General features: G+C 64.4%; 16 protein-coding genes. 13 read left to right on the forward strand and 3 right to left on the reverse strand.

Features of this window, described 5'->3' with window-relative positions:
- Positions 1–77: 77 nt before the first annotated feature.
- The 4 genes from phaC (C163_RS24020) to C163_RS24035 all read left to right on the forward strand — a co-directional run bounded on the left by phaC (C163_RS24020) (position 78) and on the right by C163_RS24035 (position 5,102).
- Positions 78–1,757, forward strand: coding sequence for a class II poly(R)-hydroxyalkanoic acid synthase (gene phaC / locus C163_RS24020; RefSeq protein ID WP_025340910.1), 1,680 nt, complete (start codon positions 78–80; stop codon positions 1,755–1,757).
- 63 nt (positions 1,758–1,820) lie between these two features.
- On the forward strand, positions 1,821–2,672 hold the full coding sequence (phaZ, locus tag C163_RS24025; RefSeq protein WP_025340911.1) for a poly(3-hydroxyalkanoate) depolymerase: 852 nt from the start codon (positions 1,821–1,823) through the stop codon (positions 2,670–2,672).
- Between the two features lie 119 nt (positions 2,673–2,791).
- Complete coding sequence (phaC, locus tag C163_RS24030; RefSeq protein ID WP_025340912.1) at positions 2,792–4,474, forward strand: class II poly(R)-hydroxyalkanoic acid synthase; 1,683 nt, start codon at positions 2,792–2,794, stop codon at positions 4,472–4,474.
- Positions 4,475–4,487: 13 nt separating this feature from the next.
- Complete coding sequence (locus C163_RS24035; RefSeq protein ID WP_025340913.1) at positions 4,488–5,102, forward strand: TetR/AcrR family transcriptional regulator; 615 nt, start codon at positions 4,488–4,490, stop codon at positions 5,100–5,102.
- A gap of 120 nt (positions 5,103–5,222) precedes the next feature.
- On the opposite strand, the gene C163_RS24040 is transcribed toward C163_RS24035, so the two are convergent.
- The 3 genes from C163_RS24040 to C163_RS24050 all read right to left on the reverse strand — a co-directional run bounded on the left by C163_RS24040 (position 5,223) and on the right by C163_RS24050 (position 6,824).
- Positions 5,223–5,996 (reverse strand): phasin family protein, encoded by a 774-nt coding sequence (locus tag C163_RS24040; RefSeq protein ID WP_025340914.1) that lies wholly within the window; start codon positions 5,994–5,996, stop codon positions 5,223–5,225.
- 10 nt (positions 5,997–6,006) lie between these two features.
- The gene (locus C163_RS24045) at positions 6,007–6,426 is read right to left on the reverse strand and encodes a phasin family protein (RefSeq protein WP_023663112.1); all 420 of its coding nucleotides are present in this window, start codon (positions 6,424–6,426) and stop codon (positions 6,007–6,009) included.
- Between the two features lie 122 nt (positions 6,427–6,548).
- Complete coding sequence (locus tag C163_RS24050) at positions 6,549–6,824, reverse strand: polyhydroxyalkanoic acid system family protein (RefSeq protein ID WP_015272091.1); 276 nt, start codon at positions 6,822–6,824, stop codon at positions 6,549–6,551.
- 124 nt (positions 6,825–6,948) lie between these two features.
- Here C163_RS24050 and ubiE point away from each other — a divergent pair, with 124 nt between their 5' ends.
- From ubiE to C163_RS24095, 9 genes are all read left to right on the forward strand, one after another.
- A complete protein-coding gene (gene ubiE, locus C163_RS24055; RefSeq protein ID WP_013974541.1) occupies positions 6,949–7,719 on the forward strand; it encodes a bifunctional demethylmenaquinone methyltransferase/2-methoxy-6-polyprenyl-1,4-benzoquinol methylase UbiE in 771 nt (256 codons plus the stop codon).
- Positions 7,719–8,342 carry an SCP2 domain-containing protein gene (locus C163_RS24060; RefSeq protein ID WP_025340915.1) on the forward strand — a complete coding sequence of 208 codons (624 nt, stop codon included), beginning with the start codon at positions 7,719–7,721 and terminating at the stop codon, positions 8,340–8,342. Before ubiE ends, C163_RS24060 begins: the two co-directional genes overlap by 1 nt.
- The gene (ubiB, locus tag C163_RS24065; RefSeq protein WP_025340916.1) at positions 8,339–9,958 is read left to right on the forward strand and encodes a ubiquinone biosynthesis regulatory protein kinase UbiB; all 1,620 of its coding nucleotides are present in this window, start codon (positions 8,339–8,341) and stop codon (positions 9,956–9,958) included. Before C163_RS24060 ends, ubiB begins: the two co-directional genes overlap by 4 nt.
- A 72-nt stretch (positions 9,959–10,030) precedes the next feature.
- Positions 10,031–10,423, forward strand: a complete 393-nt coding sequence (gene hisI / locus C163_RS24070; RefSeq protein ID WP_013974544.1) for a phosphoribosyl-AMP cyclohydrolase — start codon at positions 10,031–10,033, stop codon at positions 10,421–10,423.
- A 1-nt stretch (position 10,424) separates the two neighbouring features.
- On the forward strand, positions 10,425–10,760 hold the full coding sequence (locus tag C163_RS24075; RefSeq protein WP_013974545.1) for a phosphoribosyl-ATP diphosphatase: 336 nt from the start codon (positions 10,425–10,427) through the stop codon (positions 10,758–10,760).
- A gap of 169 nt (positions 10,761–10,929) precedes the next feature.
- The gene (locus tag C163_RS24080; RefSeq protein WP_025340917.1) at positions 10,930–11,202 is read left to right on the forward strand and encodes a twin-arginine translocase TatA/TatE family subunit; all 273 of its coding nucleotides are present in this window, start codon (positions 10,930–10,932) and stop codon (positions 11,200–11,202) included.
- Between the two features lie 3 nt (positions 11,203–11,205).
- Positions 11,206–11,583, forward strand: a complete 378-nt coding sequence (gene tatB, locus C163_RS24085) for a Sec-independent protein translocase protein TatB (protein WP_025340918.1) — start codon at positions 11,206–11,208, stop codon at positions 11,581–11,583.
- A complete protein-coding gene (tatC, locus tag C163_RS24090) occupies positions 11,580–12,368 on the forward strand; it encodes a twin-arginine translocase subunit TatC (RefSeq protein WP_013974546.1) in 789 nt (262 codons plus the stop codon). The genes tatB and tatC overlap by 4 nt, the downstream gene beginning before the upstream one ends.
- The gene (locus C163_RS24095; protein ID WP_025340919.1) at positions 12,365–13,072 is read left to right on the forward strand and encodes a 16S rRNA (uracil(1498)-N(3))-methyltransferase; all 708 of its coding nucleotides are present in this window, start codon (positions 12,365–12,367) and stop codon (positions 13,070–13,072) included. Before tatC ends, C163_RS24095 begins: the two co-directional genes overlap by 4 nt.
- The last annotated feature ends 89 nt before the right edge of the window (positions 13,073–13,161 follow it).

Here is a 13,161-nt window from a genome sequence, read left to right on the forward strand (position 1 = left end):
GAGTAGCAGTACCGGGCTCAGAACTGTGCACCCGCCACAGCAACCGGTACTCGTCTCAGGACAACGGAGCGTCGTAGATGAGTAACAAGAACAACGATGAGCTGCAGCGGCAGGCCTCGGAAAACACCCTGGGGCTGAACCCGGTCATCGGTATCCGCCGCAAGGACCTGTTGAGCTCGGCACGCACCGTGCTCCGCCAGGCCGTGCGCCAACCGCTGCACAGCGCCAAGCATGTGGCCCACTTTGGCCTGGAGCTGAAGAACGTGCTGCTGGGCAAGTCCAGCCTTGCCCCGGAAAGCGACGACCGTCGCTTCAATGACCCGGCATGGAGCAACAACCCACTTTACCGTCGCTACCTGCAAACCTACCTGGCCTGGCGCAAGGAGCTGCAGGACTGGATCGGCAACAGCGACCTGTCGCCCCAGGACATCAGCCGCGGCCAGTTCGTCATCAACCTGATGACCGAAGCCATGGCTCCGACCAACACCCTGTCCAACCCGGCAGCGGTCAAACGCTTCTTCGAAACCGGCGGCAAGAGCCTGCTCGATGGCCTGTCCAACCTGGCCAAGGACCTGGTCAACAACGGCGGCATGCCCAGCCAGGTGAACATGGACGCCTTCGAGGTGGGCAAGAACCTGGGCACCAGTGAAGGCGCCGTGGTGTACCGCAACGATGTGCTGGAGCTGATCCAGTACAGCCCCATCACCGAGCAGGTGCATGCCCGCCCGCTGCTGGTGGTGCCGCCGCAGATCAACAAGTTCTATGTATTCGACCTGAGCCCGGAAAAGAGCCTGGCGCGCTACTGCCTGCGCTCGCAGCAGCAGACCTTCATCATCAGTTGGCGCAACCCGACCAAAGCCCAGCGCGAATGGGGCCTGTCCACCTACATCGACGCGCTCAAGGAGGCGGTCGACGCGGTGCTGGCGATTACCGGCAGCAAGGACCTGAACATGCTCGGTGCCTGCTCCGGCGGCATCACCTGCACGGCATTGGTCGGCCACTATGCCGCCCTCGGCGAAAACAAGGTCAATGCCCTGACCCTGCTGGTCAGCGTGCTGGACACCACCATGGACAACCAGGTCGCCCTGTTCGTCGACGAGCAGACTTTGGAGGCCGCCAAGCGCCACTCCTACCAGGCCGGCGTGCTCGAAGGCAGCGAGATGGCCAAGGTTTTCGCCTGGATGCGTCCCAACGACCTGATCTGGAACTACTGGGTCAACAACTACCTGCTCGGCAACGAGCCGCCGGTGTTCGACATCCTGTTCTGGAACAACGACACCACGCGCCTGCCGGCCGCCTTCCACGGCGACCTGATCGAAATGTTCAAGAGCAACCCGCTGACCCGCCCGGACGCCCTGGAGGTTTGCGGCACCCCGATCGACCTGAAACAGGTCAAATGCGACATCTACAGCCTTGCCGGCACCAACGACCACATCACCCCGTGGCAGTCGTGCTACCGCTCGGCGCACCTGTTCGGCGGCAAGATCGAGTTCGTGCTGTCCAACAGCGGCCACATCCAGAGCATCCTCAACCCGCCAGGCAACCCCAAGGCGCGCTTCATGACCGGTGCCGATCGCCCGGGTGACCCGGTGGCCTGGCAGGAAAACGCCACCAAGCATGCCGACTCCTGGTGGCTGCACTGGCAAAGCTGGCTGGGCGAGCGTGCCGGCGAGCTGAAAAAGGCGCCGACCCGCCTGGGCAACCGTGCCTATGCCGCTGGCGAGGCATCCCCGGGCACCTACGTTCACGAGCGTTGAGCTGCAGCGCCGTGGCCCCCTGCGGGGCGCCACGGTGTTCATTTCACCCCATGAGTCACGCGCATGCCGCAACCCTACATCTTCAGGACCGTCGAGCTGGACAACCAGTCCATCCGCACCGCCGTCCGCCCGGGCAAGCCGCACCTGACGCCGCTGCTGATCTTCAACGGCATCGGTGCCAACCTGGAGCTGGTGTTTCCGTTCATCGAAGCACTGGACCCGGACCTGGAAGTCATTGCCTTTGACGTACCCGGGGTCGGCGGCTCGTCCACGCCGCGCCACCCATACCGCTTTCCCGGGTTGGCCAAGCTGACGGCACGCATGCTCGACTACCTCGACTACGGCCAGGTCAATGTCATCGGTGTGTCCTGGGGCGGCGCCCTGGCCCAGCAGTTCGCCCACGATTACCCCGAACGCTGCAAGAAACTGGTGCTGGCCGCCACCGCAGCCGGTGCGGTGATGGTGCCAGGCAAGCCCAAGGTGTTGTGGATGATGGCCAGCCCACGGCGTTACGTGCAGCCGTCGCATGTCATCCGCATTGCGCCGACGATCTATGGCGGCGGCTTCCGGCGTGACCCCGAACTGGCCATGCAGCACGCCGCCAAGGTGCGCTCCGGCGGCAAGATGGGCTACTACTGGCAGCTGTTCGCCGGGCTCGGCTGGACCAGCATCCACTGGCTGCACAAGATCCAGCAACCGACCCTGGTGCTGGCCGGCGACGACGACCCACTGATCCCGCTGATCAACATGCGCCTGCTGGCCTGGCGGATTCCCAATGCCCAGCTACACATTATCGACGACGGTCATTTGTTCCTGATCACCCGGGCCGAGGCCGTCGCCCCGATCATCATGAAGTTCCTTCAGCAAGAACGACAGCGCGCCGTCATGCACCCTCGCCCGGCTTCGGGCGGGTAAATCGATGCGGCCTTCTTCGCGGGCGCGCCCGCTCCCACAGGGATGGCGCCGAACCTGTGGGAGCGGGCATGCCCGCGAAGGTCTCGACAGCGAAATGGCTTAGACGAGGGAGTGTTGCCATGAAAGACAAACCGGCCAAAGGAACGCCAACGCTTCCCGCCACCAGCATGAACGTGCAGAACGCCATCCTCGGCCTGCGCGGCCGTGACCTGATTTCCACGCTGCGCAATGTCAGCCGCCAAAGCCTGCGTCACCCGCTGCACACCGCACATCACCTGTTGGCCCTGGGTGGCCAGCTGGGCCGGGTGATACTGGGTGACACACCGCTTCAGCCGAACCCGCGCGATTCGCGCTTCAACGACCCGACATGGAGCCAGAACCCGTTCTACCGTCGCGGTCTGCAGGCCTACCTGGCCTGGCAGAAGCAGACCCGCCTGTGGATCGAGGAAAGCCACCTGGACGACGATGACCGGGCCCGTGCGCACTTCCTGTTCAACCTGATCAACGATGCCCTGGCGCCGAGCAACTCGCTGCTCAACCCGCTGGCGGTCAAGGAACTGTTCAACAGCGGTGGCCAGAGCCTGGTGCGCGGCGTGGCCCACCTGCTCGATGACCTGCGCCACAATGACGGCCTGCCACGCCAGGTCGACGAGCGCGCCTTCGAAGTGGGCGGCAACCTGGCCGCCACCGCCGGCGCCGTGGTGTTTCGCAACGAGCTGCTGGAGCTGATCCAGTACAAGCCGATGAGCGAAAAGCAGCACGCCCGGCCACTGCTGGTGGTGCCGCCACAGATCAACAAGTTCTACATCTTCGACCTCAGCTCGACCAACAGCTTCGTCCAGTACATGCTCAAGAATGGCCTGCAGGTGTTCATGGTCAGCTGGCGCAACCCCGACCCGCGCCATCGCGAATGGGGCCTGTCCAGCTACGTGCAGGCCCTGGAAGAAGCGCTCAACGCTTGCCGCAGCATCAGCGGCAACCGCGACCCCAACCTGATGGGCGCCTGCGCCGGCGGCCTGACCATGGCCGCACTGCAGGGCCACCTGCAGGCCAAGCACCAGCTGCGCCGGGTGCGCAGCGCCACCTACCTGGTCAGCCTGCTGGACAGTAAGTTCGAAAGCCCCGCCAGCCTGTTCGCCGACGAGCAGACCATCGAGGCCGCCAAGCGCCGCTCCTACCAGCGCGGTGTGCTGGATGGCGCCGAGGTGGCGCGGATCTTCGCCTGGATGCGGCCCAACGACCTGATCTGGAACTACTGGGTCAACAACTACCTGCTCGGCAAGACACCACCAGCCTTCGACATCCTGTACTGGAACGCCGACAGCACGCGCCTGCCCGCCGCGCTGCATGGCGACCTGCTGGACTTCTTCAAGCTCAACCCGCTGACCCACCCCGCCGGCCTGGAGGTATGCGGCACCCCCATCGACCTGCAGAAGGTCGAGCTGGACAGTTTCACCGTGGCCGGCAGCAACGACCACATCACCCCGTGGGATGCGGTGTACCGCTCGGCCTTGCTGCTGGGTGGCGACCGACGCTTCGTGCTGGCCAACAGCGGGCATATCCAGAGCATCATCAACCCGCCCGGCAACCCCAAGGCCTACTACCTGGCCAACCCCAAGCTATCCAGCGACCCGCGTGCCTGGTTCCACGACGCCAAGCGCAGCGAAGGCAGCTGGTGGCCGTTGTGGCTGGAGTGGATCACCCCGCGCTCCGGCCCGCTCAAGGCACCGCGCAGCGAACTGGGCAATGCCACCTACCCACCACTGGGCCCCGCGCCGGGCACCTACGTGCTGACCCGATGAGCATGCCGACTGGATGAAGACTCGCGACCGTATCCTCGAATGTGCCCTGCAGCTGTTCAACCAGCAGGGCGAACCGAACGTATCCACCCTGGAAATTGCCAACGAACTGGGCATCAGCCCTGGCAACCTCTACTACCACTTCCACGGCAAGGAGCCGTTGGTGCTGGGGCTGTTCGAGCGCTTTGAAGAAGCGCTGATGCCCTTGCTCGACCCGCCGCTGGAGGTACGCCTGGACGCCGAGGACTACTGGCTGTTCCTGCACCTGATCGTCGAACGCATGGCGCAGTACCGCTTCCTGTTCCAGGACCTGTCGAACCTGACCGGGCGCCTGCCCAAACTGGCCCGCGGCATGCGTAGCCTGATCAACGCGCTCAAGCGCACGCTGGCGGCGTTGCTGGCCAGCCTCAAGGGCCAAGGGTTGGTAGAGAGCGAGACCCAGGCGCTGGGGCAACTGGTGGAGCAGATCACCCTGACACTGATGTTCTCGCTGGATTATCAGCGGGTACTGGGGCGCGAGGGGGATGTGGGGATTGTGGTGTACCAGGTGATGATGCTGGTGGCGCCGCATCTGCAGGCCCAGGCGCGGGGGGCGGCGGAGCAGTTGGCCGTGCGGTATCTGGAGGGGTAAGCCTGTTGTTTCGGTGTCGCGGCTTTCGCGGGCATGCCCGCTCCCACAGGTGAAATGCAGTGCTCGAGTGCACACAGGACCTGTGGGAGCGGGCAAGCCCGCGAAGAAGGCGACGCGGTATCAGATCAGGGTACCGGTGCCTGTCTGTGCCGAAGGCGGGTTGCTGGCCGGAGCCGCAGTGGGTGCGGGAGCTGCGCTAGCGGCCGGAGCGGCGCTGGCCGCTGGAGCTGCCGGCTTGGCGGCTGCCGGCTTGGCCGGTGCTTTCTTCACTGCAGGCTTCTTCGCCACAGCTGGTTTGGCCGCTGCCGGTTTCGTCGCAGGCTTGGCCGCCGCAGTCTTCGCAGCAGGTTTAGCCGCTGCGGCCTTGGCTGCCGGCTTGGCTGCCGCGGTTTTTGCCGCAGGCTTGGCCGCTGCCGTCTTGGCCAGTGGCTTGGCAGCCGCCTTGCTCGCAGCCGGTTTGGCTGCAGTGCGCGACGAAATCGGGGTAACCGAAGCGCCGGTGAGTTTCTCGATCTGCTTGGTCAGGCTGTCCACCTGCTGGTGCAGGGCCTTGATCTCGTTGCGGCTCGGCACGCCAAGGCGAGAGATGGCGCTGTTCAGGCGCTTGTCGAAGGCCTCTTCGAGTTCGCTCCACTTGCCCAGCGCACGGTCCTTCACGCCCGACACACGCGAAGTGGTCGAAGACTTGGCAGTTTCAGCAACATCTTCTGCGGTCTTCTTCGCCTGCTTCTCGGCCTTCTCGCCATCCTTCACCAGCGAGTCAAACAGCTTCGGGCCGTCCTGGTCGATCTTCGAATAGATACCAAGCCCCGCCAGCCAGATCTTGCGGGAGTACTTCTCGATCCCGCCGACCCAGGAGCTGCCTTCTTTCTCGGAATTCTTCTTGCCAGCCATCCTGCTCTCCTTATGGTTTGTGCGCGACGCGCTCGAGCAGCTCATGCAGCTGTTCAAGCTTGATGGACAACGCCTCAACGTCATGTTTAGACGGAATGCCAAGGCGATTCAAGGCGCGACCTACCCGCGCGTCGAAAGCTTTTTCGATCTTGTCCAGTTGAACTTCGACCTTGCCGCGTACGCGGCTGACTTCCTGGGTCGCTTCGTCGATCTGGTTGTTGGCAGCATCGAGCTCCTTGTCGATGCGCTTCTTGCCACGCTTCTCGACGCCTTCGCCGGCCTTGACCAGCTCATTGAAGTAGTCGGAGCCTTCCTGGCCCACACGCGCATAGGCGCCGATGCCCGCCAGCCAGATCTTGCGCGCGTAACCGCGCACCTCGCCCAGCGTACCCGGGGCGTCGTCCTTTTTCTTCACAGTCACTTTGGCCATGCTCTGTACCTCATGCTCATGAGTGGAGGAGGAACCGCCCATGGAGGTTGGGCTTGAGCACAAGGTAGAGAGGGAAATTAGAATCTTCACCCTAAGGTGAACGAGCATGGCCCGGGGAGGGGTCAGGCCAGGGCTTTGTCCAGCGCCCGCTCGATCTCGCCCTTGATGGTGCCGCTCATCATCGACAGCATCATGCCCAGCTTCAATTCGACGCGAATGCGGTCATCGAAGATGTGCACGCTGCCGTTGGCACCGCTGCGCGCCACGTCGACCCGGTCACCGTTCCAGGTGGCCTTGAGGTCGTACTCGCGGGTCAGTTTGTCGACCAGCGCTTCAGCCTTGGCACGGGCGGCATCGCGGCCGAGGGAATGTTTGCGTTCGACGCTGATCTGGGTCATGCGGGTGTTCCTGAAGATGAAGACATAATGGGCATTATGCCCGCCCCTGCCCACAGGCACACCCCGCCAAGACAAATCCGCCCGTTCGCCCTAGAATGGCGGTAATTTTTTCCGGTGAAGCGATATGAACGACCAGCGCAAAGGCGACCACGCCGAACCCACCACCCATTTCGGTTACCAGGACGTCCCTGAAAGCCAGAAGGCGAAGAAAGTCGCCGAGGTGTTCCACTCGGTAGCGGCCAAGTACGACCTGATGAACGACGTGCTTTCCGGCGGCATGCACCGCCTGTGGAAGCGCTTCACCATCGAGCTGTCGGGCGTACGCGCCGGCAACCGTGTACTGGACATCGCCGGCGGTACCGGCGACCTGGCCGCCAAGTTCTCGCGGCTGGTCGGCCCGACCGGCCAGGTAGTGCTGGCCGACATCAACGAGTCGATGCTCAAGGTCGGCCGTGACCGCCTGCTCGACCGTGGCGTGGCCGGCAACATCGAGTTCGTCCAGGCCGACGCCGAGAAGCTGCCATTCCCGGACAACCACTTCGACTGCGTGACCATCGCCTTCGGCCTGCGCAACGTCACCCACAAGGACGAAGCCATCCGCTCGATGCTGCGCGTGCTCAAGCCGGGCGGCCGCCTGCTGGTGCTGGAGTTCTCCAAGCCGACCAACAAGCTGATGTCCAAGGCCTACGACGCCTACTCGTTCGCCTTCATGCCGCTGGCCGGCAAGCTGATCACCAACGACTCGGAGAGCTACCGTTACCTCGCCGAGTCGATCCGCATGCACCCCGATCAGGAAACCCTGAAGGCCATGATGGTCGAGGCCGGTTTCGACCGCGTCACCTACCACAACATGACCAGCGGCATCGTTGCCGTGCACCGGGGGATCAAGCCCTGATGCTGCTGGCCGGGCTGCTCGCCAGCGTCGAACATGGCCTGAACCGCGTCCTGCGCATGGACAGCACGGCCCTGCCGCGGCTGGCCGCGCTGGAGGGCAAGGTCATCGAGATCGACTGCCGCCAGCCGGCCTTGCAGGTGTTCATCCTGCCCGATGAAGAGGGCCTGATGCTCGCCGCCCACTGGCAAGGCGAGGTCGACTGCAGCCTGCGCGCCCCGGCCGGCAGCCTGGCGCAACTGGCCCTGGCCAGGGACAAGACTGCCGTGCTGCACAGCCCGCAAGTCGAACTGCATGGCGACAGCGCCGTGCTGCTCGACCTGTTCGGTGTGCTGCAGGACCTGGAGCTGGACTGGGAGCACGAGCTGCAACGCTGGCTCGGCCCGGTCGCCACGGCGCTGCTGGCGGGCCACATCCGCCTGCGTGCACGCTGGACCCGCCAGGGCCTGGCGCGCTTCAGCCAGAACCTTTCCGAGTACCTGGCCGAAGAGTCCCGTACCCTGGTCGGCAAGCGCGAAGCCGAAGCCGCCTTCAGCGAGCTCGATGCCCTGAAGCTCGATACAGAACGCCTCGAGGCGCGCCTCAAGCGCCTTTCCCGAACCCTTGATACCAGCGATAACGCATGAAGCTGCTCGCCGTCCGCCGTCTTTTTCGCATCCAGCGTGTGGTGATCCGCTACCGTCTCGATGACCTGCTGTTCGACCTGCCGCTGCCCTGGTGGCTGATGAGCCTGCGCCTGCTGATGCCGTGGCGCTGGCTGCCGCGCAAGCCGTCCGAGCTCAGCCGTGGCGCGCGCCTGCGCCTGGCCCTGCAGGACCTGGGGCCGATCTTCATCAAGTTCGGCCAGTTGTTGTCCACCCGCCGCGACCTGCTGCCCAACGACATTGCCGATGAGCTGATGCTGCTGCAGGACCGCGTGCCGCCGTTCGACCCCAAGCAGGCCGTGGCACTGATCGAGGCGCAACTGGGCGCCCCGGTAACGCAACTGTTCAGCCGCTTCGACGTCGAGCCGCTGGCCTCGGCCTCGGTGGCCCAGGTGCACGCTGCGCGCCTGAAAAGTGGCGAGGAAGTGGTGGTCAAGGTGGTGCGCCCGGGCCTGAAGCCGGTGATCGCCCAGGACCTGGCCTGGCTGTTCCTGATCGCCAAGGCCGCCGAGCGCGCTTCGGCCGACGCCCGTCGCCTGCACCCGGTGGAAATCGTCGGCGACTACGAAAAAACCATCTACGACGAGCTCGACCTGCTGCGCGAAGCGGCCAACGCCAGCCAGCTGCGGCGCAACTTCGAAGGCTCCGAGCTGATGTACGTGCCCCAGGTGTACTGGGACCTGTGCCGCCCCAAGGTGCTGGTGATGGAGCGCATCTACGGCGTGCCGGTGACCGACATGGCCACCTTGGCCGACCAACGCACCGACATGAAGCTGCTGGCCGAACGGGGTGTGGAGGTGTTCTTCACCCAGGTGTTCCGCGACAGCTTCTTCCATGCCGACATGCACCCCGGCAACATCTTCGTCAGCACGGTCAAACCATGGAGCCCGCAGTACATCGCCATCGACTGCGGCATCGTCGGCAGCCTGACCGCCGAGGACCAGGACTACCTGGCGCGCAACCTGATCGCTTTCTTCAAGCGTGACTACCGCCGCGTCGCCCAGTTGCACATCGACTCGGGCTGGGTGCCGGCGCACACCAAGGTCAACGAGTTCGAAGCGGCGATCCGCACCGTGTGCGAGCCGATCTTCGAAAAACCGTTAAAGGATATTTCCTTCGGCCAGGTGCTGATGCGCCTGTTCCAGACTGCCCGGCGCTTCAACATGGAAGTGCAGCCGCAGCTGGTGTTGCTGCAGAAGACCCTGCTCAACATCGAGGGCCTGGGCCGCCAGCTGTACCCCGAGCTGGACCTGTGGAGCACCGCCAAGCCATTCCTCGAGCGCTGGATGCGCGACCGCATGAGCCCCAAGGCCGTGCTCGGCAACATCCACAGCCAGGTCGAGCAACTGCCGCACCTGGCCGACATGGCCCGCGACCTGCTCGAGCGCCTGTCGCAACCGCACCTGCACGATCCGCAACTGCCGGAGCGGCGCCGCCAGGGCGACCGCTGGGCGCTGCGCCTGTTGGGCGCCGGCCTGCTCGGCGGTGGTGCGGTACTGGCCGCTGGTGCCGCCGCGGCCGCCAGCCTGGCCGCCCCTGCCGCCTGGCCGGCCTGGCTGATGCTGGCCGCCGGCCTTTACCTGATCGTGCGCCAATAGCCAGCCGCGCCCATGGCTGGCACACTAGCGCAAAGGGCCCGGCACAGGAGCGGGCCCGCTTTGGAGTCGACGATGAAAGACTGGCTGGACGAGATCAAGTGGAACAGCGAGGGCCTGGTACCGGCGATCGCCCAGGACCACAAGACCGGACGCGTGCTGATGATGGCCTGGATGAACCGCGAATCGCTGGCCCTGACCGCCGCCGAGCAACGCGCCATCTACTGGTCGCGTTCGCGTGGCAAGCTGTGGCGCAAGGGCGAGGAATCCGGGCACGTGCAGAAGCTGCATGAAATGCGCCTGGACTGCGATGCCGACGTGATCATCCTGATGGTCGAGCAATTGGGCCATATCGCCTGCCATACCGGCCGTGAAAGCTGCTTCTACCGCGTCTTCGAAGACGGCCAGTGGAAAACCGTCGACCCGGTCCTGAAAGACCCGGATGCCATCTACAGCGCAGGACACTGACATGAGCGACACCCTCAACCGCCTGGCCGAAGTGCTTGAAGAGCGCAAGCAAGCGGCGCCCGACAGCTCCTACGTGGCCAGCCTGTACCACAAGGGCCTGAACAAGATCCTCGAAAAGCTCGGCGAAGAGTCGGTCGAGACGATCATTGCCGCCAAGGACGCTGCGGTCAGCAAGGATTACAGCGATGTCATCTACGAAACCGCCGACCTGTGGTTTCATAGCCTGGTAATGCTCAGCGCGCTGGGCCAGCATCCGCAAGCCGTGCTCGATGAGCTGGAACGCCGCTTCGGGCTTTCCGGGCATGATGAGAAGGCTGCACGACAGCCGTCTGCCTGATGTAATTCAAGTGCGCGGTGCCCCTCTCTTTTGTGGGAGCGGGTTCACCCGCGAAGAATGCGACGCGGTGTATGGCACCGGCTAAGCCGGTGTTCGCGGGTGAACCCGCTCCCACAGGGGCCGCGTTGCCAGAACAATTCGCTTGACCTGTAAATTTCAGGAGTACGAAATGGGTATCTTTGACTGGAAACACTGGATCGTCTTGCTGGTGGTCGTGGTCCTGGTGTTTGGCACCAAGAAGCTGAAGAACTTCGGCAGTGACCTGGGTGAGTCGATCAAGGGCTTCCGCAAGGCCATGAGCGACGAAGAGAACAAGCCGGCCGAGCAGACCCCGCCGCCTGCCCAACCCGTTCCACCGGTGCAGAACACTGCCCAGCAGAACCAGGGCCACACCATCGAAGGCCAGGCCCAGCCGGCTCAAGAGCCGCAGCGGAAAGACTGACCCATGTTCGGCATCAGTTTCAGCGAGCTGCTGCTCGTCGGCCTGGTCGCCCTGCTGGTGCTCGGCCCCGAGCGCCTGCCCGGTGCCGCGCGCACGGCAGGCCTGTGGATCGGCCGGCTCAAGCGCAGTTTCAACAGCATCAAGATGGAAGTGGAGCGCGAAATCGGCGCCGACGAAATCCGCCGCCAGCTGCACAACGAGCACATCCTGCAGATGGAAGAGGAAGCCAAGCGCATCCTCAACCCGATGACGCCACCGGCGCAGCCGCCTGTCACCACCGCAACCGTTCAGCCCCCCGCCGGGCTCGAAGCCAGGCCGGTCGAGACCGCTGCCACCCCGGCCACGCCTTCTGAACCGCCTCAACCGCCGCGAGCCCCATGAGCGAAAATCCGGAACACGACCAGCCAATGCCGCTGGTTTCGCACCTGACCGAACTGCGCACCCGCCTGCTGCGCTGCGTTGCCGTCATTTTCCTGATCTTTGCCGGGCTGTTCTCCTTCGCCCAGCAGATCTACACCTTGGTCTCCGCGCCGCTGCGCGAGCACCTGCCGGCCAATGCGACGATGATCGCCACCGACGTGGCCTCGCCGTTCCTCACGCCGTTCAAGCTGACCATGATCGTCTCGCTGTTCCTGGCGATACCGTTCATCCTCCAGCAGATCTGGGGCTTCATCGCACCCGGGCTGTACCGCCATGAAAAGCGCATCGCCATTCCGCTGTTGGTGTCGAGCATCTTCCTGTTCTACGCCGGCATGGCCTTCGCCTATTTCCTGGTGTTCCCGCTGATCTTCGGCTTCTTCGCCAGCGCCACGCCGGAAGGCGTGTCGATGATGACCGACATCGCCAGCTACCTCGACTTCGTGATGACGCTGTTCTTCGCCTTTGGCGTGGCCTTCGAAATCCCGGTGGCGGTGGTGCTGCTGGTATGGATCGGCGTGGTCGACGTGAAGTACCTGAAGAAGATCCGCCCCTACGTGATCATCGGCTGCTTCGTGGTCGGCATGGTCCTCACCCCACCGGACATCTTCTCCCAGACCCTGCTGGCCGTACCCATGTGGCTGCTGTTCGAGATCGGCGTGCTGTGCGGCAGCCTGATCCGCAAGCGCAGCGCCCACGACGAAACCGCCAACGACCACAACGACCAGCCACCAGCGACCCAACCGTGAACCTGTTGCTCCTTGAAGAGGCCGACTTCGTCTCGGCCGACCGCGTCGTTCTCGCAGACCGGCGCTTCACCCACATGCAGGACATCCACCGTGTGGCGGTGGGCGACAACCTGCGCGTGGGCCGCATCAACGGCCTGATGGGCAAGGCCACGGTGCTGCGCCTGGAAAAGCACGAAGCCGAACTGGAAGTCGCCTTTGACCAGCAGCCACCGGCCAAGCTGCCGCTGACCCTGGTGCTGGCCGTACCTCGGCCGAAAATGCTGCGCCGGCTGTTCCAGACCGTGGCCACCCTTGGCGTGCCGCGGCTGATCCTGCTGAACAGCTACAAGGTCGAGAAAAGCTTCTGGCAAACACCGTTCCTGCACCCGGACAGCATTCGCGAGAACCTCATCCTGGGCCTGGAACAAGCCCGCGACACCGTGCTGCCCGAAGTGATCATCGAGAAGCGCTTCAAGCCGTTCGTCGAAGACCGCCTGCCGGCCATCGCCGCAGGCACCCTGGGCCTGGTCGGCCACCCCGGCCCCTACCCCGCCTGCCCGCGCGCCGTGGAGCAGCCCGTGACCCTGGCCATCGGCCCTGAGGGCGGCTGGATCCCCTACGAGGTGGACCTGCTGGGCAAGGCAGGCCTGGCTCCGGTCCAGCTGGGCGACCGCATCCTGCGGGTAGAGACCGCGGTAACAGCGCTGCTTTCACGGATTTTCTGACACTCAAGTCAACTTTTACCCATAAAGTTTCCCTTCCCCAGGCCGATTGTCTTGGCAACACAACAATTAATCGTGCTGCCAAGGCGCCG

It is taken from the genome of Pseudomonas sp. FGI182, assembly GCF_000511325.1.
Classification (GTDB): Bacteria; Pseudomonadota; Gammaproteobacteria; order Pseudomonadales; family Pseudomonadaceae; genus Aquipseudomonas; species Aquipseudomonas putida_Z.

Coding starts and splice junctions, on each gene's coding strand:
- phaC (WP_025340910.1), top strand. CDS start 78: ATGAGTAACAAGAACAACGATGAGCTGCAGCGGCAGGCCTCGGAAAAC.
- phaZ (WP_025340911.1), top strand. CDS start 1,821: ATGCCGCAACCCTACATCTTCAGGACCGTCGAGCTGGACAACCAGTCC.
- phaC (WP_025340912.1), top strand. CDS start 2,792: ATGAAAGACAAACCGGCCAAAGGAACGCCAACGCTTCCCGCCACCAGC.
- C163_RS24035 (WP_025340913.1), top strand. CDS start 4,488: ATGAAGACTCGCGACCGTATCCTCGAATGTGCCCTGCAGCTGTTCAAC.
- C163_RS24040 (WP_025340914.1), bottom strand. CDS start 5,996: ATGGCTGGCAAGAAGAATTCCGAGAAAGAAGGCAGCTCCTGGGTCGGC.
- C163_RS24045 (WP_023663112.1), bottom strand. CDS start 6,426: ATGGCCAAAGTGACTGTGAAGAAAAAGGACGACGCCCCGGGTACGCTG.
- C163_RS24050 (WP_015272091.1), bottom strand. CDS start 6,824: ATGACCCAGATCAGCGTCGAACGCAAACATTCCCTCGGCCGCGATGCC.
- ubiE (WP_013974541.1), top strand. CDS start 6,949: ATGAACGACCAGCGCAAAGGCGACCACGCCGAACCCACCACCCATTTC.
- C163_RS24060 (WP_025340915.1), top strand. CDS start 7,719: ATGCTGCTGGCCGGGCTGCTCGCCAGCGTCGAACATGGCCTGAACCGC.
- ubiB (WP_025340916.1), top strand. CDS start 8,339: ATGAAGCTGCTCGCCGTCCGCCGTCTTTTTCGCATCCAGCGTGTGGTG.
- hisI (WP_013974544.1), top strand. CDS start 10,031: ATGAAAGACTGGCTGGACGAGATCAAGTGGAACAGCGAGGGCCTGGTA.
- C163_RS24075 (WP_013974545.1), top strand. CDS start 10,425: ATGAGCGACACCCTCAACCGCCTGGCCGAAGTGCTTGAAGAGCGCAAG.
- C163_RS24080 (WP_025340917.1), top strand. CDS start 10,930: ATGGGTATCTTTGACTGGAAACACTGGATCGTCTTGCTGGTGGTCGTG.
- tatB (WP_025340918.1), top strand. CDS start 11,206: ATGTTCGGCATCAGTTTCAGCGAGCTGCTGCTCGTCGGCCTGGTCGCC.
- tatC (WP_013974546.1), top strand. CDS start 11,580: ATGAGCGAAAATCCGGAACACGACCAGCCAATGCCGCTGGTTTCGCAC.